The 22,944-nt window shown below is 63.1% G+C and carries 20 protein-coding genes; 8 read left to right on the plus strand and 12 right to left on the minus strand.

Translation table 11 applies throughout. The annotated features are described in order from the left end of the window. Nucleotides 1-8: 8 nt before the first annotated feature. A complete protein-coding gene (locus U3648_RS09785) occupies nucleotides 9-404 on the plus strand; it encodes a VOC family protein (protein WP_420859047.1) in 396 nt (131 codons plus the stop codon). 107 nt (nucleotides 405-511) lie between these two features. Here the strand turns inward: U3648_RS09785 and U3648_RS09790 are convergent, their stop codons facing one another. The 3 genes from U3648_RS09790 to U3648_RS09800 all read right to left on the minus strand — a co-directional run bounded on the left by U3648_RS09790 (nucleotide 512) and on the right by U3648_RS09800 (nucleotide 2,450). Then, the gene (locus U3648_RS09790; protein ID WP_420859048.1) at nucleotides 512-1,150 is read right to left on the minus strand and encodes a hypothetical protein; all 639 of its coding nucleotides are present in this window, start codon (nucleotides 1,148-1,150) and stop codon (nucleotides 512-514) included. 254 nt (nucleotides 1,151-1,404) lie between these two features. Beyond that, complete coding sequence (locus U3648_RS09795) at nucleotides 1,405-1,620, minus strand: Flp family type IVb pilin (protein ID WP_420859049.1); 216 nt, start codon at nucleotides 1,618-1,620, stop codon at nucleotides 1,405-1,407. Between the two features lie 41 nt (nucleotides 1,621-1,661). Further along, nucleotides 1,662-2,450 carry an inositol monophosphatase family protein gene (locus U3648_RS09800; RefSeq protein ID WP_420859050.1) on the minus strand — a complete coding sequence of 263 codons (789 nt, stop codon included), beginning with the start codon at nucleotides 2,448-2,450 and terminating at the stop codon, nucleotides 1,662-1,664. A gap of 144 nt (nucleotides 2,451-2,594) precedes the next feature. On the opposite strand from U3648_RS09800, the gene U3648_RS09805 reads away from it, so the two are divergent. Next, on the plus strand, nucleotides 2,595-4,616 hold the full coding sequence (locus tag U3648_RS09805) for a putative bifunctional diguanylate cyclase/phosphodiesterase (protein WP_420859051.1): 2,022 nt from the start codon (nucleotides 2,595-2,597) through the stop codon (nucleotides 4,614-4,616). Here U3648_RS09805 and U3648_RS09810 read toward each other — a convergent pair. Further along, entirely contained in the window at nucleotides 4,555-5,466 is a 912-nt protein-coding gene (locus tag U3648_RS09810; protein ID WP_420859052.1) for a LysR family transcriptional regulator, read from the minus strand. The two genes, U3648_RS09805 and U3648_RS09810, sit on opposite strands and share 62 nt — an antisense overlap. A gap of 96 nt (nucleotides 5,467-5,562) precedes the next feature. On the opposite strand from U3648_RS09810, the gene metF reads away from it, so the two are divergent. Then, nucleotides 5,563-6,429, plus strand: a complete 867-nt coding sequence (gene metF / locus U3648_RS09815) for a methylenetetrahydrofolate reductase [NAD(P)H] (protein ID WP_420859053.1) — start codon at nucleotides 5,563-5,565, stop codon at nucleotides 6,427-6,429. A gap of 54 nt (nucleotides 6,430-6,483) precedes the next feature. On the opposite strand, the gene U3648_RS09820 is transcribed toward metF, so the two are convergent. The 7 genes from U3648_RS09820 to U3648_RS09850 all read right to left on the minus strand — a co-directional run bounded on the left by U3648_RS09820 (nucleotide 6,484) and on the right by U3648_RS09850 (nucleotide 14,745). Continuing rightward, nucleotides 6,484-7,563, minus strand: coding sequence for a DUF2235 domain-containing protein (locus tag U3648_RS09820; protein ID WP_420859054.1), 1,080 nt, complete (start codon nucleotides 7,561-7,563; stop codon nucleotides 6,484-6,486). Between the two features lie 105 nt (nucleotides 7,564-7,668). Further along, nucleotides 7,669-9,942 carry a xanthine dehydrogenase family protein molybdopterin-binding subunit gene (locus U3648_RS09825; RefSeq protein WP_420859055.1) on the minus strand — a complete coding sequence of 758 codons (2,274 nt, stop codon included), beginning with the start codon at nucleotides 9,940-9,942 and terminating at the stop codon, nucleotides 7,669-7,671. A gap of 236 nt (nucleotides 9,943-10,178) precedes the next feature. Then, nucleotides 10,179-10,481: a DUF4387 family protein gene (locus U3648_RS09830; RefSeq protein ID WP_420859056.1), complete on the minus strand. Its 303-nt coding sequence runs from the start codon at nucleotides 10,479-10,481 to the stop codon at nucleotides 10,179-10,181. Then, nucleotides 10,474-11,829, minus strand: a complete 1,356-nt coding sequence (locus tag U3648_RS09835) for an acyclic terpene utilization AtuA family protein (protein WP_420859057.1) — start codon at nucleotides 11,827-11,829, stop codon at nucleotides 10,474-10,476. The genes U3648_RS09830 and U3648_RS09835 overlap by 8 nt, the downstream gene beginning before the upstream one ends. Continuing rightward, the gene (locus tag U3648_RS09840; protein WP_420859058.1) at nucleotides 11,829-13,334 is read right to left on the minus strand and encodes a tripartite tricarboxylate transporter permease; all 1,506 of its coding nucleotides are present in this window, start codon (nucleotides 13,332-13,334) and stop codon (nucleotides 11,829-11,831) included. The genes U3648_RS09835 and U3648_RS09840 overlap by 1 nt, the downstream gene beginning before the upstream one ends. 8 nt (nucleotides 13,335-13,342) lie before the next feature. Next, nucleotides 13,343-13,783, minus strand: a complete 441-nt coding sequence (locus tag U3648_RS09845) for a tripartite tricarboxylate transporter TctB family protein (protein WP_420859059.1) — start codon at nucleotides 13,781-13,783, stop codon at nucleotides 13,343-13,345. Beyond that, entirely contained in the window at nucleotides 13,783-14,745 is a 963-nt protein-coding gene (locus tag U3648_RS09850; protein ID WP_420859060.1) for a Bug family tripartite tricarboxylate transporter substrate binding protein, read from the minus strand. The genes U3648_RS09845 and U3648_RS09850 overlap by 1 nt, the downstream gene beginning before the upstream one ends. Nucleotides 14,746-14,892: 147 nt before the next feature. Between U3648_RS09850 and U3648_RS09855 the strand changes: the two genes are divergently transcribed. The 3 genes from U3648_RS09855 (at nucleotide 14,893) to U3648_RS09865 (ending at nucleotide 17,973) form a co-directional block, all read left to right on the plus strand. Further along, nucleotides 14,893-15,558, plus strand: coding sequence for a response regulator transcription factor (locus tag U3648_RS09855; RefSeq protein WP_420859061.1), 666 nt, complete (start codon nucleotides 14,893-14,895; stop codon nucleotides 15,556-15,558). 61 nt (nucleotides 15,559-15,619) lie between these two features. Continuing rightward, complete coding sequence (locus U3648_RS09860; RefSeq protein WP_420859062.1) at nucleotides 15,620-16,960, plus strand: sensor histidine kinase; 1,341 nt, start codon at nucleotides 15,620-15,622, stop codon at nucleotides 16,958-16,960. Then, a complete protein-coding gene (locus U3648_RS09865) occupies nucleotides 16,933-17,973 on the plus strand; it encodes an ABC transporter substrate-binding protein (protein ID WP_420859063.1) in 1,041 nt (346 codons plus the stop codon). The genes U3648_RS09860 and U3648_RS09865 overlap by 28 nt, the downstream gene beginning before the upstream one ends. On the opposite strand, the gene U3648_RS09870 is transcribed toward U3648_RS09865, so the two are convergent. Further along, the gene (locus U3648_RS09870) at nucleotides 17,970-19,088 is read right to left on the minus strand and encodes a type III PLP-dependent enzyme domain-containing protein (protein WP_420859064.1); all 1,119 of its coding nucleotides are present in this window, start codon (nucleotides 19,086-19,088) and stop codon (nucleotides 17,970-17,972) included. The two genes, U3648_RS09865 and U3648_RS09870, sit on opposite strands and share 4 nt — an antisense overlap. Nucleotides 19,089-19,204: 116 nt before the next feature. On the opposite strand from U3648_RS09870, the gene U3648_RS09875 reads away from it, so the two are divergent. Then, nucleotides 19,205-19,645, plus strand: coding sequence for an Lrp/AsnC family transcriptional regulator (locus tag U3648_RS09875; protein ID WP_420859065.1), 441 nt, complete (start codon nucleotides 19,205-19,207; stop codon nucleotides 19,643-19,645). 209 nt (nucleotides 19,646-19,854) lie between these two features. Then, a complete protein-coding gene (locus U3648_RS09880) occupies nucleotides 19,855-22,902 on the plus strand; it encodes a valine--tRNA ligase (protein ID WP_420859066.1) in 3,048 nt (1,015 codons plus the stop codon). Nucleotides 22,903-22,944 lie beyond the last annotated feature (42 nt).

Raw genomic sequence — 22,944 nt, forward strand, 5'->3', positions numbered from 1 at the left:
ACCCCGCCATGCCCCGGCCCCGTATCGACGCCGTCGCCGTCACTGCCCGCGACATGGCCCGCTCTGCCGCCTTTTACCGCTGTCTTGGGTTTGACATCCCCGAGGTGGCCGCCGACGCCCAGCATGTAGAGGCGGTGCCGCTGCCCGGCGAGGCGCGCCTGATGATCGACAGCGCGACACTGGCCAAGGAACTGACGGACCGACCGCCCTCCCCGGCCACCCATTCCGCCTTTGCCCTTCTCTGCGATAGCCCGGCCGAGGTGGACGGCGTTACCGCGCGGGTGGCGGATGCGGGGTTCACGGTCAAGACGCAGCCCTGGGACGCCTTCTGGGGTCAGCGCTATGCAACCGTCGTGGACCCCGACGGGTACGAGGTTGACCTGTTCGCGCCTTTGGCTGGGTAAGGGATGGTGGGTTGCCCGCCCTACGAGGTCCGTTCACAAAGGACCCACCTCACATTGTTCCAATAAGCCAAATCAACCATTTGACTGATTGTCTTTTGGCTGCTCGATCAATCGTCCGCGTCTGCTTGATCGAGCAAAGTTGAAAGCAGCGCATTCTCGCTTTCCAGTTCCGCTATTCTAGCAAGTGCCGAGGCCAAACGTGCTCGAACCTCATCGAGTCTAACGGAGCAGGTCTGCGACAAGCCTTCGGTCGAGGATTCGCAGCTCAGTCGTTCCAAGGCGTTCTGAACGGCGAGTTCCTTGAGGAAGTCCTGTTCAACCTCATTTAATAGGTCCGCTAGTGGAACACAGGAGCCGGCAATAGTCGACTTATCTGCTCGGACTAGCACAAATTTGTTATCAGGCCAAAAAACGAAGATCCCGGTATTACTAAGGAAGGAAGCAAGCCCTCCTGCTAGGTCAAGCGGTTGAGGTTCCCCATACCCAACTACTTGAATTTGATACTGCTCCACCTCTAGAGAACCGCCCCTGACAATAAAGGCCGGTAATTCCGCCGTGCTCACTTCTGGAATACACACCAGCCTTGGGCCAAAGCTTGCGTCATCGATCCGCGTTTGCGCCTGCAGGGTGTTCGCCGCCACAACAAAGACTATCAAACATATGAAAGACAATTGGTGTCCGGCCAACCGGCAGCGGCTCTGGAACACGCTAGGTAGTTTTTGCGTTTTCTGACTACATTTCAACATTGGTGAACTCCCTGTGCCGCTGGGTTTGATAGAACTCGCGTGTCCCCACGATAGTCAATCCGACGCTCGCGCGCGTGATGCATTTTTTGGCCGCTCAATAGGAATTGTGTTGCCCAAAGAGAACCACTTCGGCCGTTGAAATGGCCGGTATTTCCGTAATGTTCTGGGCAAACAGAGGATGTGGAAGCTGGCAACAGACCGGGTCGCACATTGCGTTGACGGGCTGTAAGGTGGGTATTGACCCACCCTGCCTGTCAGAAGCCGCCGGTTTCTTCCGGCACCCAGGTGAACTCGATCCCGGCGATGGTGGCCGAGATCTTGTCGGCCAGCGCCTTGGCCCCGTTGCCGACCGAATTCATCACCGCGATTCCAAGCATCACGGCGGCAGCGGTGCCCACGACCCAATCAACGGTCGCGGCCCCGTCTTCTTCGGCGTAAAAACGGTGCAGAAAAGACAAAAGGCGGTCCATGCGGGCCGCCTATCATCGGATTGGGACGAAATTTTGACCGATCAGGCGCCGCGAATGACCTTGGCGAATTGCGGGAAGATCGGCTCGTTGGCGCAGATCACCTCGCCATCGGCAAGGATGTCGCCCTCGGGGTTCAGCGGTTCGACGAAGGCGCCCGCCTCTTTCGCGATCACCAACCCGGCGGCCATGTCCCATGCGTTCAGCCGTCGTTCCCAAAACCCGTCGTAGCGGCCGGCCGCCACATAGGCGAGGTCCAGCGCCGCAGACCCGAACCGGCGCACGCCGGCCACAGCAGGCAGAAGCCGCCCAAGGTCTTTCAGCGTGGCGGGAAGGTCCGACCGGCCGCCGAAGGGCAGCCCGGTGGCGAAGATGCATTCGATCATCCGCGACCGGCCCGACACGCGGATCCGGCTTTGGTTCATCCAGGCGCCCGCGCCCTTTTCCGCGTGGAACAGTTCGTCCTTGACCGGGTCATAGATGACCCCGGCAACGATCTGCCCCTTGTGTTCAAGCGCGATGGACACGGCCCAATGCGGCAACCCGTGCAGGAAGTTCGTGGTCCCGTCCAGCGGATCGACGACCCAGCGGCGGGTCGGGTCCTCACCGTCGATTTCCTTGCCCTCCTCACCCAGAAAGCCATAGGTCGGGCGGGCTGTCATCAGCGCCTCGCGGATGATCTCTTCGGCCCGGTGATCGGCCTTGCTGACAAAGTCGCCCGGCCCCTTGGAAGAGACCTGCAGGTTCTCCACCTCGGTAAAATCCTTCAGCAGCGACCGGCCGGCGGTACGGGCGGTCTTCATCATCACGTTGAGATTGGCGCTGAATTGCATGGGGCAGGCTCCGCAAGAGGGGTCAGGCCGGGCGTATAGGCGCTTGACCCGCCCGGGGCAAGGGGGCGTGGTTCGGGTCCGGTCGTTAACCATTTGGTTATTCCCTTGCGTCACAGTCCAACCGGGACAAGACGGGCCGGTGACATGTTCGGGTTAACGATCGACAAGCTTCGGTATCAGACGAGTATCGTCGTTCACATCGAAGCGCGGGACCGAGTGAAACGGGTGGCATCGGCACTGATGCTGGCCGCGCTTCTTCAATTCATCGGCCAAGAGACCGTCGCGCTGTTGTTCCTTGCGCTCGTGGGCGCCGCGGAAGTTGCCTCTTTTCTCATGTATCGACAGCTTCCGTCGAATTTTCGCGAGATCCCCGTGGTGTTGATGTCAGCAATTTGGCTGCTCAACCTTGCAAGCACCGTGGTCTACGTCTCTCCCGCGCTTGTGCTGGTGTCGGTTCCGACCACCGCGATGTTACTGGCGGGATACCTTTGGATATTTGGAGTCTTCGTTCATACGACGAACAATTTCGCGACCTTGCCACTGTATAACTGGACCCTGATGGCACCGACCTTCCTGACGGCCTTTGGGATGTTCTGGGTCGCCGCACGGATGGACTATGCGCCAGCAAGCGCAAGTGAATGGCTAATCGCCTCCGGGTTTATGGTCGTCTATTGCTTCAACACCGTCGAAACCCTGCACAAGCAAAAGGACACGCGTCGCGCCCTGAACGCCGCGCGAGACGAGGCGAACAGCAGGCTCCGCGCGCTAGAACATATATCGCGCCATGATCCCCTGACCGGGCTTCTTAATCGCAATGCCTTTGACGAAGCTTTGGAAAAGATGCTTTCGGCAAGGAGCGGCCGGACAGAGGTTGCGGTATTCTTCGCCGATCTGGACGGGTTCAAGCCGATCAACGACACCTACAGCCACGACGCGGGCGATCAGGTTTTGCGCACAATCGCACAACGACTCCAAGCCAAGGTCGGAGAGACCGGGATCGCCGCGCGACTTGGGGGCGATGAATTCGCCTTGGCCTTTTCATCGATCCAGTCTGAATCCGCCGCCCGCCGCCTGGCCGAATACATATCGCGCGACATCCAGAAACCGATCATCGTAGAGGACAAGCACCTGACCGTTGGGGCCAGCATCGGGATCGGGCTGACACGCTATGCGGGGAACAAGGTGGATACGCTTTGCAAGGCTGCGGACCAGGCGATGTACCGCGCAAAATCCCTGCGCGACAACGCCCACAGCGTCGTGCTGTTTCGCCCGGAAGACTTTGAAGAGCGCGCCAGCCTTGAGGATCGCAAGGTCCTGATCGCCGCGATGGCCGCGCGCGAGATTAAACCCTACTACCAGCCCAAGGTCTGTTTTCAGACCGGAACGACCATCGGGTTCGAGGCGCTGGCCCGCTGGGACCACCCGATGCGGGGGCTGCTGACCCCGGACCGGTTTTTGCCGCAGATCGACGAACTGGGCCTTCAGGGGGATTTCCTTCAGCACATGGCCCAAACCGTTTTGCAGGACCTTGAGGACATGGTCGCGGAAGGGCTGTTCCCCGGACAGGTGTCGATCAACGTGCCAGAGGTAGCGCTTGCCACCCGGTCTGGTCGCGAGGGCCTAGATGAACTGCTGGCTCGGCATTCGGGGGTGCGCCACTTGATCACGCTCGAAATTACCGAGGATGTGTTCTTTGCCCGTTCAAGCGATGCAATCCGGTCTGCGATCAACCATTTCCGCGCCGCGGGGCAGCGGGTATCGCTGGACGATTTCGGAACCGGTTTTGCCTCTTTCCAACACCTACGAGAGCTGGAGTTCGACGAATTGAAGATCGACACCAGTTTTGTCAGGGACCTTGGCCGCGATCCAAAGGCCGAAGTCCTGGTGCGGGGCTTTCTGTCGATGGCAAGCGGGTTGCGTGTGACCACCATCGCCGAAGGGGTCGAGACCGAAGCCCAGATGAACCACCTGTGGCAGCTGGGCTGTCGGTACGGCCAGGGATTCCTGTTTGGGCGCGCCCGGCCATTGGCCGAAACCAAGGTGCGGCTTTATGCCGAACGGCAACCGGCCAATGCCGCATCCGACGGCCTGACCCGACCGCCTTTCATGCAGACCGCTGTAACTTCACAGCTTCCTGCCGGGCCAATCGGGCGAAGTGCGCCATGAAAGGCCGCGCTGTGTCTTCTTCCCGCGTGGCCGCGAACAGGCGCCGGGTGATCCCCTCGGGCCGGACCAACGGGCGGGTGACATAGTCGGACGAGGTTTTCACCTGCCGCACCACCCAGTCAGGCAGCACCGATACCCCCCGGTCCGACGCCACCAGCATCAGGATCACCGCCGTCAGTTCCACCTGTCGGATTGCCGTTGGCTCCACCTTGGCCGGACTTAGGAGCATTTTGAAAATATCGAGACGTGACCGGTCCACGGGATAGGTTATCAGGGTCTGGCCCCGGAAATCCTCGGCCTCGATGACCGCCTTTTCGGCCAGCGGGTTGTGCGAAGAGGCTACGAAGACCGGGGCGTAGTCGAAAAGCGGTGTGAATTCGACCCCCGGCAGGGTTTCCGGGTCCGAGGAGATGACAACATCCACCTCCTCTTTGCGCAAGGCGGGCATGGCATCGAAGGCAAGGCCGGGACGGATGTCCACGTCCACCTCGGGCCAGGCCTTGCGGAACTGCTCCAGCACCGGGAATAGCCATTCGAAGCAAGCGTGGCATTCGATGGCGATATGCAAGCGCCCCGCCTTGCCCGAGATCAGCCCGGCGAATTCCGCCTCAAGTGCGGCCATGCGGGGCAGGATGTCGTCGGCGGCGGAGAGGAGTTTCTTGCCCGCCGCGGACAATTTCAACGGTTTCGACCGGCGCACGAATAGTTCGACGCCGGCCTGATCCTCGATCCCTTTGATCTGATGCGACAGGGCCGACTGGGTGATCCCCAGAACGTCTGCCGCCCGGGCCAGCCCCCCGGTTTCATGGATCGCCTTGATGGTGCGCAGGTGTCGGAACTCGATATACATTCCCAAACTCGATTCATAATCTTTGTGAAAGTTATGAATTTGTCTCATGTGGAGAAATCGGTGACAAGGGGGCAACTCAAGTCACACAGGTGTCCCATGACTCGCCCCAAGGTTTCTTTCGAATTCTTCCCGCCCAAATCGCTCGAAGCGTCGTTCCGCCTTTGGGATTGTGTTCATGCCCTGTCCCCGCTGGAGCCGGAGTTCGTCTCGGTTACCTATGGCGCGGGCGGCACCACCCGCACCCTGACCCACGAGGCCGTGGGCACGATCCACAAGGCAACGGGCCTGACTGTTGCGGGGCATCTGACCTGCGTCGATGCCAGCCGGGCCGAAACGCTGGAGATCGCCGAAAGCTATGCTGCCGCCGGCGTGACCGAAATCGTCGCCCTGCGCGGCGACCCGCCGAAAGGTGCGGGCGGTTTCCGCGCCAACCCCGACGGGTTCGGCTCGTCTGTCGAACTGATCGAAGCGCTGGCCGACACCGGGAAATTCACCATCCGCGTCGGAGCCTATCCTGAAAAACACCCCGAGAGCGCCGATGCGAAGGCCGATATCGACTGGCTCAAGCGCAAGATCGACGCGGGCGCGACCAGCGCGATCACCCAGTTCTTCTTCGAGGCCGAGACCTTTTTCCGGTTCCGCGATGCCTGCGTGAAGGCCGGGATCGACGCGCCGATCATCCCCGGCATCCTGCCGATCGAAAACTGGGAAGGTGCGCGCCGGTTCGCCAAGTCCTGCGGCACGTCGATCCCGCAGGTGGTCGAGGACGCTTTTACCAATGCGACCCGCGATGGCACGACCGATCTGCTGGCCACGGCGCTGGCGACTGAATTGTGTGATGATCTGCTGCAGGGTGGCGTCGATCACCTGCATTTCTACACGCTGAACCGTCCCGAATTGACGCGCGATGTCTGCCACGCCTTGGGAATCTCCCCCCGGGTCCGGCTACAGCAGGTGGCCTGAGGGCCCCTGTTCAGCGGGGCACCATTCCCGTGTCACTCGCCCCGCCCGCGTCCTTCAGCCCGCCTGTCCCGCCAGGCGGGCTGTTTTTGTCAGATCGAGTGTTTGCCCCTTGGGGTGCCCCTGCGCCGTGACATGCAGCCGTTCGGACGGGTCACGGCCAACGATCCGACGCCGCCGCGACAGGAAAAGTTTGCCCCAGCCGCGCCAGGTCCCGATCGACGGCGCGCCAACATCACAGGGAAACCTGTCGCGCCAGCCGTCCGGCAGGTCCAGCCCGCAGTCTTCCAGCCGACCCAGAAGCCAGACCAGCGGGATATTCGCCAGTGGCCGGGCCGCGTGGTCGCCGCCCAGCTGCCCACCCACGTCCCCGTGCGTGCCCCGGAACCAGACCTGTTCCATCACGCCGGGCCAGTCTGGCGGGGTTTCCCACATGACCGGGGCATAGGCCTCGCGCGTTTCGTCCAACGCGAGCGCGTGGAACCCGTGCAGTACATGGTTCGACAGTCCGTGGTTGTGGAAATGATGGGTCGCCTCGGCCCAGCGCCAGATGATCGGCAGCCGCATCCCCAGCGCCTTGACCGTGTCCCAGCAGGCCACGGCCTCGATCTCGGTATCGGGGTGACAATAGAGGTCGCGGAATTTGGCGGCGTATTTGCTGCGGGCGCCGGTTCGGTAATGGCGATAGGCCTGCCGGATATTGCGGACCGTTGCCTGATCGTGGCGCACCAGTCCGACCATGCCGATGACCCCCGCCAGGGAGCGCACCGCATAGGCGCCACGGGAATAGCCGATCAAAATGATCTTGTCCCCCGGGCGGTAGCGCGAGGCCAGCACCCCATAGGCCCGTTCGATCTGCCGGTTGATCCCCTTGCCGGTCATCACCCCATAGGTTCCGGCCCAATCGCGCCACTGAATACCCGCCTCGTAATAGACGGTCAGGTTGGCCCTGATCCCCGCCTCGCGCAGCAGCTTGAAGGTGATCCCGGCGTTGGTTTCATCGCCGTCGTCTAGCGTGGACATGGTCCCGTCCAGAACGATCACATGGGTCGCAGGCCCCCGGTGCCGCCCCTGCCCTTCTTCATGGCGGGGCCCACGGCCGATCAGGCCGAACAGCCAGTCACGCAGAGAGGCCATTGCCGCGCCCCTTTCCGCCGATGGCGGGATATGTCGCCATACGTCTCATGCCCCCAGTCTGCCCAAGCCGGCTGAAGAATCCATGAAAAACCGCGTGAGCCTGCGTTACAGCCCCTGCATGGCCTGCCAGACCCGCTGCGGTGTGAACGGCATATGGGCCTGTTTTCCGTCCAGCGCGTCGATCACCGCGTTTGTCACGGCGGCCAGCGCGCCGACTGTCCCGGCCTCGCCACAGCCTTTCATCCCAAGCGGGTTATAAAGCGACGGGGTCGGTTCCGAAGTGAAAGAGATCATCGGCAGATCATCGGCCCGCGGCATGGCGTAGTCCATGAAGGTCGCGGTCAGAAGCTGGCCGCTGTCGTCAAAGACGACGTACTCGGTCAGGGCCTGCCCCACCCCCTGCGCCACCCCGCCGTGCACCTGCCCTTCGGCCAGCATCGGGTTGATCAGGTTGCCGAAGTCGTCAACGACCGTATAGCGGGCAAGCGTGACCTGTCCCGTCTCTCCGTCGATCTCCACCTCGGCCAGATGCGCGCCGTTCGGGAAGGACCGGTTGTCCAGACGGATGGTCTTTGATTGCGACAGAAGGTCGGTCCGGCCAGCGGCGCGGGCCATCTCGGCCACCTCGAGCATGGTCGGGGTCAGGTTTGACCCCGGAATGCGGAACCGTTCATCGTCAAAGCGGATGGTCCCCGCGACGGCCCCTTCGTGATCGGCCAGAAAGGAGGTGAAGGTTTCGATGATCTGCCCCACCGTGGCCAGCGTGGCCGTGTTCTGAACGGTCACTGACCGCGACCCGCCGGTGCCGCCACCCGTCGCGATCAGGTCGCTGTCGCCCTGCACGATGGTGATTGCCTCCATCGGGATGCCGGTCTGGTCGGACAGATAGGCGGCATAGACGGTTTCATGCCCCTGCCCGTTCGACTGGGTGCCGACAAAGACCGACACGGTGCCGTCTGCGTTGAAATCAACACGGGTCGTTTCCTCGGGGTCGCCAAGGATGCTTTCGATGTAATAGCACAGCCCGATCCCGCGTCGGTTGCCCTTGGCCGCGCTGTCGGCGCGGCGCGCGGCAAAGCCCTGCAGATCCGCCTTTTCCACGGCCCGGTCCAGCACGCGGGCAAAATCGCCCACGTCATAGGTGACCCCGGCGCGGGTGGTATAGGGAAACTGGTGGGGCCTGATGAAATTGATCCGCCGCAAGTCCAGCGGATCGACCCCCAGTTCTCGCGCGGCCTGATCCATGGCCCGTTCCAGCACAAAGATCGCCTCGGGCCGGCCCGCGCCGCGATAGGCATCGACGGGTGTCGTGTTGGTATAAACGCCCGTGCATTGCAGCCACATGGCCGGGATATCGTAGGTGCCCGGCGCGACCTTGGTGAACAGCTCTGTCTGGATACCTTGGGCGAACTGGCTGTTGTAGGCGCCCATATTGGCAATGCTTTCCACCTTGTAGCCGATAATGCGGTTGCCCGCGTCAAAGGCCAACGTCGCGGTCGAGGTCAGGTCACGCCCGGCATTGTCGGACAGCATCGCTTCGGTCCGGTCGGACATCCAGCGAACCGGGCGGCCCAACGCGCGGGCCGCATGGGCCACCAGCACCATTTCGGGATAGCGCATCGCTTTCATCCCGAAACCGCCGCCGACATCGGGGTTCGTTACACGGACCAGCGTGGGGTCAAGCTTCAGGTGGAAACAGATATCCTTTTTCGATTCCCAGACCCCTTGCCCGTTGACCGAGACATGCAGCCGGTCGCCTTCGGGTTCCGCGAAACAGCCGCGCGGTTCCATCGAATTCACGATCACCCGGTTGTCGGGTATCTCGACCCGGACAACGCGGGCAGCACGGGCGATCGCCATCTCGACCTCGGCCTCCTCGCCAAACCCCCAGTCAAAGGCGATATTGTCCGGGGCCTCGGCGTGGATCTGTGGGCCGCCCGGGGCAAGGCCAAGATGCGGGTCGGCCTCGTCGATATCCAGCAGGATCATCTCGGCCGCATCGCGGGCCTCTGCCATGGTGTCGGCGACGATCATCGCCACCGCCTCGCCCAGATGGCGGACCCGGTCGCGGGCCAGTAGCGGGCGTTCGGGCGCGGCGCCCTTGGTTCCGTCGCGGTTTGTGGCGCGGCTGCCTTTCAGGCCCATGTTCAGCCCCGCCGCTTCCAGATCGGCGGCGGTCAGCACCAGACGCACGCCCGGCGCCTCGCGGGCGTCGGCCACGTCCAGTTCAGTGATGGCCCCATGCGCCATGGGCGACCGCAGCACATAGGCCACCAGCGCGCCATCGGGCGCGATGTCGTCCACATAACGGCCCTGCCCGGTCAGGAACCGGATATCCTCGACCCGTTTTACCGATTTGCTGCGCCCGAATTTTTCCATGTGCTCTTGTCCGCTCTTCTATTGAGGGCACCTTGTGCAGTTTGTTTCGACCATACCACTCTGTACCAGCCGTCCGCGGGTGGCGCGGAACGCGCCGCCCATGGGGGCGGACGGCGCGTGGCCTTGTCTACGAAAGGCCGGGGCGAAGCACGGTATCGTTGGAAATCTTGCCCAAGCACCCCGTCTGACTTGCCAGTAGCGTAGCGGGCGGGGCGGCACTGTCCAGCCCCGCAGGGTCAGTTCAGGTCCAACTCGGCCAGAAGCGGGGCCCAGCCCGCGCCGTGCATGTCCCTGTCCTCCGCCATCCCCTGCACCTTCGGGCGCGGCATGGAGAATTTCACCACGTTCAGGTCTGGGATATCAAACCGCTTGAGCAGCGCCGGATCGACCTTGAACAGGGCCGCGATCCGGTCGGTGGAAAGGCCCGCGCTGACCCTTGCGAATGCCTCTGGCGAGCCGCAGAAGATATCGACGGTCAACCAGAACGGCCCCGCGTTCTTGGACCGCACCTTTTCAACGATCTGTCCCAGTTCAGGCATGGATCACCTCCAGCCGGAAGGCTTCCATCGGGTCGGACAGGGTCAGAACGTGATTGAGGCAGAATTCATAGGCCGCCCCCCGGTCGATCTCGGCCGGGGAGAAGGGGAAGGCAAAGGTCGGCTGCTCCTCTTCCCGCGTCAGCGGATGATGCAGCAGGAAGGGATTCAGCAGTTTGCCAATCTCGTTGGCGCGGTCCTGCGTGGGCGCGGTGATGATCCCCAGAACCCCGACCTCGACCGGCGGCGCGGCGCGGTTTTCCAGTTTGCCCAGTGTCGCGTCAACCCCGATCACCCGCAGTTCCACGCTGAACTCCTCCGGTGACAGGCCAAGGCGGTTCTGCACCCGCGCCCCGTGCTTGGCCAGAATGTCTTCGCACCAGGCATGGATGTTTTCGACATAGCGACGGTCGCGGATCGTGGCCATCAGGATGGTCTGGAACCCGGCAGTCCGCGCCCCTTCCAATTTGACGGTATAGCGGTCCGACGGCACCCAGACCGATCCCTCCACCCGAACCGACCGGTCGTCTTTCTGGACATAACGCGCGGCGGTCACATCCAGATGCCCGCCCGGTTCATGCAGGATGAAGGGGTCAGAGTTTTCGTAAAGCATATGCGCCGACACGGTATGAGGCGTGCAATAGGCCCCGTCGGCCAGTGGGGTCACAGTGAACCCGGTCGCGTCAAAGTCGATCACGATCACCCCGGATTGCGGGTTTGTGGCACAAAGCGCGCCGCATTCCCCAATCTTCGCCCCGTGCCACGCGCCCCCGGCATGATCGCCCCGCATCAGGGGCAGGGCCGCGATGGTGGCCGTGTCGGTGGTCCGGCCCGCGATGATGATCTCGGCCCCGGTGTCGATCGCGGCGGCGATCTGTTCGGCCCCGGCAAGGGCCACGATATGGGTGCAGCTTTCGATCAGGATCGCGTCGATCTCGGGCGCGGCTGGCAGGGCGGCAACCCGCCCGGCGGCAAAGGCTTTGGCGACCTCGGTCGGGTTCTGTTCAGACCGCAAGACGGCGATCTTGGCGGTCTGCCCCAGTTCGGCCAGACATTCGCGGGTGATATCAAGAAACCAGTCGACAGTGCTCTCGGTGCCGCAGGTGCCTGCCGTGCCGATGACCAGCGGACAGCCCGCCTGTGCCCGCGCTTCGATCAGGCCCTTCCATTCGGCCTTGGTTCCCGCACGGGAATATTTCGACACGCCCCGCCCAAGGTAGGACGGGCCGCTGTCGGTCGATCCGCCGTCGATGGCGATCAGGTCGGGGTTCAGGGCGATGCCACGGGCAAGGGCCTCGGCATCATAGCCGAGGCCCAGCGCGCCCGAAGGGATGAGGACGCGGGTTGGCATCAGTCGGTGACCGCTGGAGGCCTGCGAATAAACTTTCGCAGGAACAACGGTGCGACAAAGCCCGCAACCGCGAACAGCCACAAGACAATGGCAATGCTCGACGAGAACAGGTAGGTCCATTCGCCACCGGAAAGTGTCATCGCGTGCCGCAGATTGTTTTCCATCTGATAGCCCAGCAGAATACCGAGAATGACCGGCACCGTAGGAATATCCATCTTGCGGAAGATATAGCCCACCATGCCGAAGATGATCATCAGAAGTAGATCAAAGTAGCTTCCCGACAGCGAGTAGATTCCGACGAAAGACACCATTGTTACACCGGGCATCAGAACCGCCGGAGGCACCGAAAGAACCTTCACGAAGATCTTCACCATCGGCACGTTCATCGCCAGAAGGACGAAATTCGCGATCAGAAGCGATGCCACCAACCCCCAAACAACATCCGGGTTGTCGCGAAACAACGTCGGGCCCGGCGTGATGTTTAGCGTCATCAGCACGGCCAGCAGAACCGCCGTGGTCCCCGATCCGGGCACGCCCAGCGTCAGCATCGGCACCAGCGCCCCACCAGCGGCGGCGTTGTTGCCCGCTTCGGGCGCTGCGACACCTTTGGCCACCCCGGTTCCGAACCCGCCCTTGGGACCGGCAATGGCTTTTTCCATCATGTAGGTCAGGAATGAGCCGAGCGAAGCCCCCGCCCCGGGCAGAACGCCCGCGATAAAGCCGACCAGAGAGGACCGAAGCATGGTCCAGCGTGTCGACCAGATCTCCTTCCACGGAACAATGACTTTTCCGAGCTTGATCCCGACTGCGGTTCCCTTTCCATGGCTCTCGATGAAAAAGAACACCTCAGACACGGCGAACAGACCCACGATGGCCACCAGAAAGTCGATCCCGTCAGATAGATGCATGTTGCCGCCGGTAAACCGCTCGAACCCGGCATTATTGTCGATGCCGACCAGGGCAATTGCCAAACCGATAAAGGATGCAATCGCTGCCTTGGCCTGATTGTTCGAAGCCATGCCCCCAAGGGTCGCAAACGCAAGTGCATAAAGCGCAAAGTACTCCGCGGGTCCAAACCTGTATGCAATTTTGGCAAGGTATGGGGCAACAAGGGCAAGACCGAGAGTCGCCAGAAGCGCGCCCACGAACGACGCGACCCCGGAGATCACCAGCGCGTCCCCGGCCCGGCCTGCCTTGGCCATGGGATAGCCATCCAGCGTTGTCATCATTGCCGGTTCATCGCCAGGGATGTTGAGGAGGATCGAACTGATCCGGCCACCATACATGGCGCCGTAGTAGACAGAGGTCAGCAGCACCAGCGCGGCGGTGGCGTCCAGCCCCATGGTGAAGGTGATCGGGATCAGGATCGCGACCCCGTTCGACGGCCCAAGTCCGGGCAAGGCGCCTACGATGGTGCCGATGAAGCACCCCATGACCGCCAGCATCAGAGTGTAGGGCGACAAGGCGACACTGAAACCCAGCGCAAGATTAGCGAAGAAGTCCATTTTTTCTCCTAGCCGAAGAATCCGCGTGGCACTGCGAACAGGCTGAGCCCGAGTACATAGCGAAAGATCACGAACAGGCCGACCGACAGGCCGACCCCGGTCAGCACCGAAGCAACGGGTTTGGGCGTGATCTGAAAACTGAGGATCGAGGCGGCAACCGCTGTTGGCAGCAGGAAACCGAGCGGTTTTAGCGCATAGGCATAGACAAGAAGGACAACGGCCGCGAACGCGATGGAAAGGGCCGTCCGGGGTTCAGGCCACACCGGGTTGTCGTCCGGACGCAGGATCATGGCCGATGCAAAAAGCAGCAGCCCGCATCCGATCACGATCGGAAACGCTTTGGGTCCAAGTTTGTCGAAGAGGCTTCCCGGAGGCAGGTTGTAGGCGCTCGCGATATACGCGAGCGCCCCCAGGATCACGACCACTCCGAAGATGCGGTCGGTTTTCATCACTGGATCACACCAATCTCGCGGCTCAACGCCTCGGTATCGGCGATCACCTGATCGACCCAGCCCTGGAAGTCACCACCCACCTTGGTGAAGGGGGCAAGACCGTTGGCGGCCATGGTTTCAGCCCATTCCGGGCTGTCGGCGACGGCCTGGATCTTGGCGGCCCATGCGTCGAACTCTTCGTCCGAGATGTCATGCGGGACATAGAAGCCGCGCCAGTTCACGGCGACCACGTCATAGCCCTGCTCCATCGCAGTCGGGATGTCTTCGAACCCCGGGACGCGTTCTTCGGTCAGCACCGCAAGGGCGCGCACTTCACCGGATTCAAGGAAGCCAACAATTTCCGACATGTCGCCGGTCATGGCCTGGGTGAAACCGCCCACGGTCTGGGTGATTGCATCCGCGCCACCATCGACGCCGATATACTTGACCTGCGTGATGTCCGAGAAGCCACCGGCCTGAAGCACCATCAGCGGCTTCATGTGGTCGAACCCGCCCGCCGCAGAGCCACCGGCAAAGGCGACCGAACCGGGATCGGCCTTGATCGCGTTGACCATGTCATCCAGCGACTGCATCGGGCTGTCTGCCGCCACGACGATCACGCCCGGATCGGCACCGATGGCCCCGACCCAACGCACCTGATCGGCGCTGGCATCGCCATAGGCCTGTTGCGCAAGGCGGGTTGTGGTGGCGGAAGAGGCGGCGACGATCAGTTCGGCATCAGTGGCGCGTTCGGCGACCACATGGGCAAAGGCAAGCCCGCCACCGGCACCGGCCATGTTGGTGACCTGCACAGGGCTGTCGACCTGACCCAGATCATACAGAAGCTTGCCCACCTGACGGCAGGTGAAGTCCCAGCCGCCGCCGGGGTTGGCGGGCGCGATGCATTCGGCCGCAAAGGCAGTGCTGGCGGTGATCGACAGGGCGGCGCCCGTCAGAAGGGCGCGTAGGGTCTTGTTCATTGGTTTCCTCCCAAAGTTCCAAAGCAGCGGGTGGCGCGGCCCCCCTTCCTCCGGGAGGGCAAAGCGCCCCTTGCGGAATGCAGACTTCGCCCCCAACCTGACACCAACCTGTCACCGCCGCACTTTTTTCAGGCAAGGGAGAACCGCGTGCGCTTTCTTCTGGTCGAGGATAACCCGGATCTGGCCCGGTCGGTCGCGGACCGGCTGGCGCTGGACGGGCATGGGGTGGATATCGCCGGAACCCTGTCCGAGGCAGAGGACCATCTGGCCGCAGCGACCTATGACCTGATCCTTCTGGACATCATGTTGCCCGATGGGGACGGACGCGATTTTCTTGCCGCCCACAGACGGGCCAAGCGAGACACACCGGTGATCGTGATGACCGCCCGGTCGGCGGTATCGGACAGGGTTGCCCTGCTGGATACAGGCGCGGACGACTACGTCACGAAACCCTTTGATTTCAATGAACTGGAGGCCCGTGTCCGCGCGGTTCTGCGGCGGCGCATGGGCACATCTTCCCCCTCGGTCAGCTTTGCCGATCTGACGTTCGATCCGCTGTCGGCTACGGTCCGTGTCGCGGGGGCGGAGCGGGAATTGCGCAACCGCGAACTGCGCCTGTTCGAGATCCTTCTGGCCGCCCCCGGCCGCATCTATTCGAAGGGCCAATTGTGCGACCGGTTGTTCTCGGCAACCGAGGCTGTGACCGACAACGCGATCGAGGTTTACGTGGGCCGGTTGCGCAAGAAGCTGGACGGATCGGCGGCCCGGATCGAAACGGTGCGCGGGGTCGGATATCGGCTGGTGGCGGATTAGGCGGGTGGTGAACCGCCCCCATCTCCGCCCCGCTACCGGGGGATCGATTCGCCGCCAGCTGGTGGTGCAACTGCTGATCGTGGCGGCGGTTCTTTCGGGGCTGTTGTATCTGTCCGTCCGGGGCGTGGCCGATACGGCGGTCGAAACCACGCAGGACAGCATCCTTGGCGCGGCCACCATCGCCATTGCCGAGGAATTGCGCGGCGGCGAGGACGGGGTGTCCATCGACATCCCCTACACCGCCTTTTCCATGCTCGGGTCCATCGGCGAGGACCGGGTGTTCTACCGCATCCTTGTGGGCGGCGAGACGGTCACCGGCTACCCCGACCTTGCCCTGCCCGAAAGCCCGCCGGGCAGCGGGCTGGACCCCCGGTTCTTTACCACATCCTACGATGGGTCCGAGGTGCGGGCGGCGGCGGTCGTCCGGTCGGTGCTGGTCGAGGGGCGCAATACCGAGGTCATGGTGATCGTTGCCCAGACGCGCGGTGCCAAGGACGCGATTGTCGCGCAGATGGCCAACCGGGCGGCGCTGCTGGGGCTGGGGTTCTTTGCCCTTGCCGCGGTGCTGTCCGTCATCACCGCGCGGTCGGTCCTGAACCCCGTGCAGCGGCTGGCCGAAGCTGTCGGGCGGCGCGGCCCGGATGATTTGCGCCCGGTCGAACGGCCGGTTCCGTCGGAACTTGCGCCGCTGGTGCGGGCCCTGAACGGGTTCATCGCGCGGCTGTCGGGGGCCCTGTCGCGGACCGAAACCTTTATCGCAGAGGCCGCCCACCATATCCGCACACCGCTGGCCACCCTGCGCACCCAGGCCGAGATTGCCCTGCGCAAAACCGATGACGAATCCACCCGCGACAGCCTGCGCGCGATGATCCGCGCCGCCGACGACAGCGCCCGGTCGGCGGGCCAGTTGCTGGACCATGCGGCGGTCGTCTATCGCACCGACCAGCGGACCGAGGAACGGATCGACCTGTGCCAGTTGGCCCGCGACATGTCGGACAGTTTCGGACCGACCGCCGACATCCGCGACATCGACCTGACGACAGACCTTTGCGCCCCGCCGGTCGAGATCACCGCCGACCGGCTTTTGGTCGAATCCGCGCTGCGCAACCTGCTGGACAACGCGATCAAATATTCCCTGCCCGACGGGTCTGTCGACGTTACGGTCGGCACCGACGGGGGGCGGGCCGTGATCCGCGTGCTGGACCGGGGGCGCGGGCTGTCGGGCGCGCGCACGACGCAGTTGACGGGCCGGTTCCGGCGCGGCACCAACGTGGCCGATGTGGTGGGATCGGGCCTTGGCCTGACCATCGTGCGCGAGGTAGCCCGCGCCCAGGGCGGAGAGTTCCGCATCACCGAACGGGAAGGAGGTGGCACATGCGCCGAATTATCGCTGCCCTTGTAGTCGCGGCAACCGTGGCCCTGCCCCGGACGGCCCTTGCCTTCGACGTGGAAGAGGAACAGCTGTTCCCCGCCCCGTCTGGTGCACCTGCTGCCCCCCTGCACATCCTGTCGACCACCGACACCGAGATTTTCGCGCCCCTCTTGGACGCATTTCAGGCCGACAATCCAGATGTGCCCATTCACTACACCGTGGCCAGCACGCAAGAGGTTTATAAGGCGCTGCACGATGAAGGGGCCGCCTTTGACCTTGCGGTGTCCTCAGCGATGGACCTGCAAATGAAGCTGGCCAATGACGGGTTTGCCCTGTCGCACCGCAGTGCGCCCACGCAGGCCCTGCCCGGTTGGGCCCGTTGGCGGGATCAGCTTTTTGCTTTTGCGCAGGAACCAGTGGTGATGATCGCCTCGGCCCGCGCCTTTGACGGCCCCCTGCCCCGCACCCGGTCCGACCTGATCCGCACCCTGCGCGACCGGCCAGAGGCCTTCGACGGGCGGATCGGCACCTATGACCCGAACCGGTCGGGCGCGGGATACCTGTTTGCCACGCAAGACGCTCGTCAGTCCGATACCTATTGGCGGCTGTCCGAGGTGATGGGCGGCCTGTCGCCCCGCCTCTATGACACCACCGGCGCGATGATCGCCGATGTGCAATCAGGCGATCTTGCGCTGGCCTATAACGTGCTGGGATCCTACGCCGAGGCGCAGCTGGACCCGGACGGCGACGCGCGGATCGTCGCCTTCGAGGATTTCACCCATGTGCTGCTGCGGACCGCATTGATCCCCCGCACGGCGTCCAACCCGGATGCGGCCGGGGCTTTCGTGGATTTCCTGTTGTCCGGGGATGGGCAGGCACTCATCGCATCGGAAACCGGCCTGCCCCCGATTTCAGAGGCGGCGCTTGCTGCCGACCCCTACCTGCGTCCGATCCGGCTGGACCCCGGGCTTCTGGTCTTCGTCGACCCGCTGAAACGGCAGCGTTTCCTGAACGAATGGACAGCGGCGGTGGTGCAGCCCTAAAGCCGCGCCACCTCGACCGTGTCGCGGGCGCCGTAGCCGTTGAACCGGGTCGTAACCCCGGTCAGATAGGCCCCCATGGACCCGAACAGGATATAATCCCCTTCGGCCAGGTCACCGGGCAGGTCGAGCGGCGCGGGAAGTTGATCAAGACTGTCGCAGGTCGGGCCAAAGACGATCCGGGCCGTGGACGCGGCAGCCCGCGTGGTGCCTTCGGGCGCGAAGACTCGGAACGCGGGCAACACCATCGACGGGAATTCGGACAGCCCGCCATAAATACCGTCGTTCAGATAGGCGCGGCCCGACCGCAGGGATTTGACCCGCACCGCATAGGCAAAGCTGTCCGCGACCAACCCGCGCCCCGGTTCGCAGACGAGCGCTGGTGGCGTTTCGAAGTGGGCCAGAGCGCCCCGGATCGCGTCGAAATAGGGGGTCAGGTCCAGCGGCTGGCCATTGCGGGCCGACGGGAACCCGCCGCCCACGTTGACCCGGGCCACCTGAACGCCCGCGGCGCGGGCAATACGCGCGGCGGCGGCAAGATAGGTGGCATAGGCCTCCGGATCACCGCATTGGGTGCCGACATGGAACGTCAGCGCCGGGGTCAGGCCGGCCGTGGCGACACGGGATAAGAGCGCCACGGCCTCGGCCTCCTCGGCGCCGAACTTGGCCCCGAAATCGTAATGCGCGCCGGCGACCGGCAGCTTGAACCGCACCGCCACCTCTCCGCCGATCCCGGCGGCGATTAGCTTGTCCAGTTCCGCCCTGTCATCAACCGACCAGGATGCAACCCCGGCGGCAATCCCCGCCGCGATCTCCTCGGTCGACCGAACCGGGTTGTTGTAATGCAGTACAGCACCCGGGCAGATCTTGCGGATCGTCGCGATCTCTTGTGGTGAGGCGACGTCGAACCCTTCGATCCCACCCGCGCAAAGTTCGGACAGGACCAGCCGCGAGGGGTTGGCCTTGACCGCATAGGTCACCATGCCGGGAAAGCCGTCCTGAAAGGCGCACAGCCGATCGCGCAGGGCGACGGGCGAAAAGAAATGCACCGGCACATCGGGCCGGGTGGCCGCCAGCCAGTTGATCGGATCGGTCGGAAGAAGGGGGCGCTGCAACATTGTCGGAACCTGCCTGCTGGTTTTCTTTTACTTTGCAGCAGGTCTTGGTCGATTCATCGCAGCACTTTGTGCAAATCGTTTGTATTTTTGGTCATTTCGACGTTAGCCTTGTCAGTATGACGGAACTTGATGAAATCGACCGGCAGCTACTGGCCCTTCTGGGGGCCAATGCCCGGCTGCCCGTGGCCAAGATCGCGACGAAACTGGGCATCGCCCGGACCACGGCGCAGGCGCGGCTGGACCGGCTGGAACGGGCCGGGGTAATCGCGGGCTATACCGTGAAACTGACCGAGGCGGCAGAGCGGAACATGATCCGCGCCACGGTGCTGATCCACATGCGGCCCACGGCGCAGGCCGCCGTGCTGCGGGAACTGGGGCGGCTGCCTGCAGTGGAACGGGTGCACACGACCTCGGGCCGGTTCGATCTGGCCTGCCAGCTGCGCACAGATAACACCATGGCGCTGGACGAGGCGCTGGACCGGATCGGCGCGATCGACGGGGTCGAGGTCATGGAAAGCCTGATCCACCTCTCGACACGGATCGACCGGACCGTGTGACCGGGGATGGTGGGTTGAAACCCACCTTACACCCCCACTCTCATTTTGCCCCAAATACTCCGGGGTAAATGGCCCGGCACGGGCCAGAGGGGCAGCGCCCCTGAAAAGTAAGGTGGGTTTCAACCCACCGCCCCCTTCCCGCTTCCCCTTGCCGCGAACTTTCGCTAACAGACCCCGGACGCGAAACCTGCCGCGCGAAAGGGACGATCATGCCGATGGAAAAGACATTCAACGCCGCCGAGGCCGAGGCCCGCATCTACAAGATGTGGGAGGACGCAGGCGCGTTCAAAGCCGGGGCCAATGCCTCGCGCGATGACACCTTCACCATCATGATCCCGCCCCCCAACGTGACCGGCGCGCTGCATGTGGGCCATGCCTTCAACAACACGCTTCAGGACATTCTGGTGCGCTGGCACCGGATGCGCGGCTTTGACACCCTCTGGCAGCCGGGGCAGGACCACGCGGGCATCGCCACCCAGCTTCAGGTCGAAAAGAAGCTGAAGGCCGAAAGCAACCTGCGCCGCACCGACATGAGCCGCGAGGATTTCCTGGCCAAGGTCTGGGAATGGAAGGGCCAATACGGCAACACCATCATCGACCAGCTGAAACGGCTCGGGTCGTCCTGCGACTGGTCGCGTAACGCCTTCACCATGTCCGGCGCCCCCGGTGCGCCCGAGGCCGACGCGCAGGGCAATTTCCACGACGCGGTGATCAAGGTTTTCGTCGACATGTACGAGAAGGGCCTGATCTATCGCGGCAAGCGGCTGGTCAACTGGGACCCGCATTTCGAGACCGCGATTTCCGACCTAGAGGTCGAGAATATCGAGGTCGACGGTCACATGTGGCACTTCAAATACCCGCTCGCCGGCGGCGCGACCTATACCTATGTCGAGAAGGACGAGGATGGAAATATCGTGCTGGAGGAAGAGCGCGATTACATCTCAATCGCCACCACGCGCCCCGAAACCATGCTGGGCGACGGCGCGGTCGCGGTTCATCCATCGGATGAACGGTACGCCCCAATCGTCGGAAAACTTTGCGAAATTCCGGTCGGACCGAAGGAACACCGCCGGTTGATCCCGATCATCACCGATGAATATCCGGACAAGGATTTCGGGTCGGGCGCGGTGAAGATCACCGGCGCGCATGACTTCAACGACTATCAGGTGGCCAAGCGCGGCGGCATCCCGATGTATCGCCTGATGGACGTAAAGGGTGCGATGCGGGCCGATGGCGCGTCCTACGAAGACTGCGCGACCACCGCCATGGCCGTGGCCAAGGGCGAGCGGACCCTGACCGAGGCCGAGGCCGACGCCATCAACCTTGTCCCCGATCACCTGCGCGGGCTGGACCGGTTCGAGGCGCGCGAAAAGGTGATTGCCGAAATCACCGCCGAGGGGCTGGCCGTGATGACCCGCGCCGACAACCCGGTTCTGGGCCGCAAGCTGGGCGAGGATGACGACCCGGCGGCGCTGGTCCCGCTGGTCGAGGCCAAGAAGATCATGCAGCCCTTTGGCGACCGGTCGAAGGTTGTGATCGAGCCGATGCTGACCGACCAATGGTTCGTCGACGCCGAAAAGGTCGTCGGCCCCGCGCTGGACGCGGTCCGCAATGGCGATGTGAAGATCATGCCGGAGTCCGGCGAAAAGACCTATTACCACTGGCTGGAAAACATCGAGCCCTGGTGCATCTCGCGCCAACTGTGGTGGGGGCATCAGATTCCGGTTTGGTATGCTCCGTTGACGGCTCTTGTCGTCGATCCAAAGGAGATCCCAGGCGTCACGGTGCACGAGTCGTCTATGACCGTAGCGATCTGCGCAGCAACCGAGGCCGAGGCCGTCGAAAAAGCCAGCTCATTTTTTGAACAACCCTGTAAGGCCGTGGCCGACATGGAAGAAGCTGTTGAATCGCTTGATGCGTTTGACGACGAACTCCCGATCTACCGCGACCCGGACGTCCTCGACACTTGGTTCTCCTCCGGCCTCTGGCCCTTCGGCACCCTAGGCTGGCCCAATTGGGACGATAGCACGTCGAAATACTTCCCCACCGACGTTCTGATCACCGGGCAGGATATCCTGTTCTTCTGGGTCGCGCGGATGATGATGATGTCCCATGCGGTCATGGGCCAGAACCCGTTCCACACCGTTTATCTGCACCAGCTTGTCCGCGACGAGAAGGGCAAGAAGATGTCGAAGACCACAGGCAATGTCATCGACCCGCTGGTGATCGTCGATGAATACGGGGCCGATGCGCTGCGCTTTACCAATGCCTCTATGGCGGCGATCGGCGGCGTGCTGAAACTGTCCGAGGACCGGATCAAGGGCTTCCGCAACTTCGGCACCAAGCTGTGGAACGCCTTTAGCTTTGCCGATCATTACGACGTGGCCTTTGCGGGCGAAAACGCACGGCCCGACGCGCAAAATACGCTAAACAAATGGATCATCGGTGAAACCGCCAAAACGCTGAGCGAGGTCGACGAGGCCCTGACCTCTTATCGCTTCAACGACGCGGCGCAGACGCTCTACGCCTTTGTCTGGGGCAAGGTCTGCGACTGGTATGTCGAGCTGTCAAAGCCGATTCTACAGGGCGAGGACGCCGCCGCCAGGACCGAAACCGAGCAGACGCTTGCCTGGGTTCTGGATCAATGCCTGATCCTGTTGCACCCGTTCATGCCCTTTATCACCGAAGAGCTGTGGGGCATCTCGAATAGCGAGCGCCCGAAAATGCTGATCCATGCGGATTGGCCGGAATACAATGCGGCTGATCTGGTAGATACCGAGGCAGACCGCGAGATGAACTGGGTCATCACCCTGATCGAAAGCGTCCGGTCAGTCCGCGCTCAAATGCATGTGCCTGCAGGTCTGAAAGTGCCCCTGGTGGTGTCGTCACTGGACACAAACGGCCAAGCCGCTTGGAACAACAACGAAGCGATGATCAAGCGTCTGGCACGGATCGACAGCCTGAGCATGGTCGACAGTTTCCCCAAAGGCACGGCGACCATCCCTGTCGAAGGGGCGACGTTTGGCCTGCCTTTGGCCGATATCATCGACGTGGCCGAGGAAAAGGCGCGGCTCGAAAAGACCCTGGGCAAGTTGCAGAAGGAGCTGGGCGGGCTGCGGGGCCGGTTGAACAACCCCAAATTCGCCGCCTCTGCCCCCGAAGAGGTGGTGGAAGAGGCCCGCGCCAACCTTGCCCTGCGCGAAGAGGAAGAGGCGCAGCTGACCGCCGCGCTGGCGCGTCTGGCCGAGATCGGCTGAGACACGGCACCGGCCAGTCCTTGGATTGGCCGGGCACACCCC

Source organism: Marivivens marinus (assembly GCF_035969385.1).
In the GTDB taxonomy this organism is placed as follows: Bacteria; Pseudomonadota; Alphaproteobacteria; order Rhodobacterales; family Rhodobacteraceae; genus SELP01.

What these genes read in the sequence shown, in the direction of transcription:
- U3648_RS09825 (WP_420859055.1), bottom strand. Translation starts at nt 9,942, where the DNA reads ATGGAAAAATTCGGGCGCAGCAAATCGGTAAAACGGGTCGAGGATATC.
- U3648_RS09790 (WP_420859048.1), bottom strand. Translation starts at nt 1,150, where the DNA reads ATGTTGAAATGTAGTCAGAAAACGCAAAAACTACCTAGCGTGTTCCAG.
- U3648_RS09880 (WP_420859066.1), top strand. Translation starts at nt 19,855, where the DNA reads ATGCCGATGGAAAAGACATTCAACGCCGCCGAGGCCGAGGCCCGCATC.
- U3648_RS09870 (WP_420859064.1), bottom strand. Translation starts at nt 19,088, where the DNA reads ATGTTGCAGCGCCCCCTTCTTCCGACCGATCCGATCAACTGGCTGGCG.
- U3648_RS09820 (WP_420859054.1), bottom strand. Translation starts at nt 7,563, where the DNA reads ATGGCCTCTCTGCGTGACTGGCTGTTCGGCCTGATCGGCCGTGGGCCC.
- U3648_RS09845 (WP_420859059.1), bottom strand. Translation starts at nt 13,783, where the DNA reads ATGAAAACCGACCGCATCTTCGGAGTGGTCGTGATCCTGGGGGCGCTC.
- U3648_RS09785 (WP_420859047.1), top strand. Translation starts at nt 9, where the DNA reads ATGCCCCGGCCCCGTATCGACGCCGTCGCCGTCACTGCCCGCGACATG.
- U3648_RS09850 (WP_420859060.1), bottom strand. Translation starts at nt 14,745, where the DNA reads ATGAACAAGACCCTACGCGCCCTTCTGACGGGCGCCGCCCTGTCGATC.
- U3648_RS09835 (WP_420859057.1), bottom strand. Translation starts at nt 11,829, where the DNA reads ATGCCAACCCGCGTCCTCATCCCTTCGGGCGCGCTGGGCCTCGGCTAT.
- U3648_RS09810 (WP_420859052.1), bottom strand. Translation starts at nt 5,466, where the DNA reads ATGTATATCGAGTTCCGACACCTGCGCACCATCAAGGCGATCCATGAA.
- metF (WP_420859053.1), top strand. Translation starts at nt 5,563, where the DNA reads ATGACTCGCCCCAAGGTTTCTTTCGAATTCTTCCCGCCCAAATCGCTC.
- U3648_RS09805 (WP_420859051.1), top strand. Translation starts at nt 2,595, where the DNA reads ATGTTCGGGTTAACGATCGACAAGCTTCGGTATCAGACGAGTATCGTC.
- U3648_RS09840 (WP_420859058.1), bottom strand. Translation starts at nt 13,334, where the DNA reads ATGGACTTCTTCGCTAATCTTGCGCTGGGTTTCAGTGTCGCCTTGTCG.
- U3648_RS09795 (WP_420859049.1), bottom strand. Translation starts at nt 1,620, where the DNA reads ATGGACCGCCTTTTGTCTTTTCTGCACCGTTTTTACGCCGAAGAAGAC.
- U3648_RS09865 (WP_420859063.1), top strand. Translation starts at nt 16,933, where the DNA reads ATGCGCCGAATTATCGCTGCCCTTGTAGTCGCGGCAACCGTGGCCCTG.
- U3648_RS09800 (WP_420859050.1), bottom strand. Translation starts at nt 2,450, where the DNA reads ATGCAATTCAGCGCCAATCTCAACGTGATGATGAAGACCGCCCGTACC.
- U3648_RS09875 (WP_420859065.1), top strand. Translation starts at nt 19,205, where the DNA reads ATGACGGAACTTGATGAAATCGACCGGCAGCTACTGGCCCTTCTGGGG.
- U3648_RS09830 (WP_420859056.1), bottom strand. Translation starts at nt 10,481, where the DNA reads ATGCCTGAACTGGGACAGATCGTTGAAAAGGTGCGGTCCAAGAACGCG.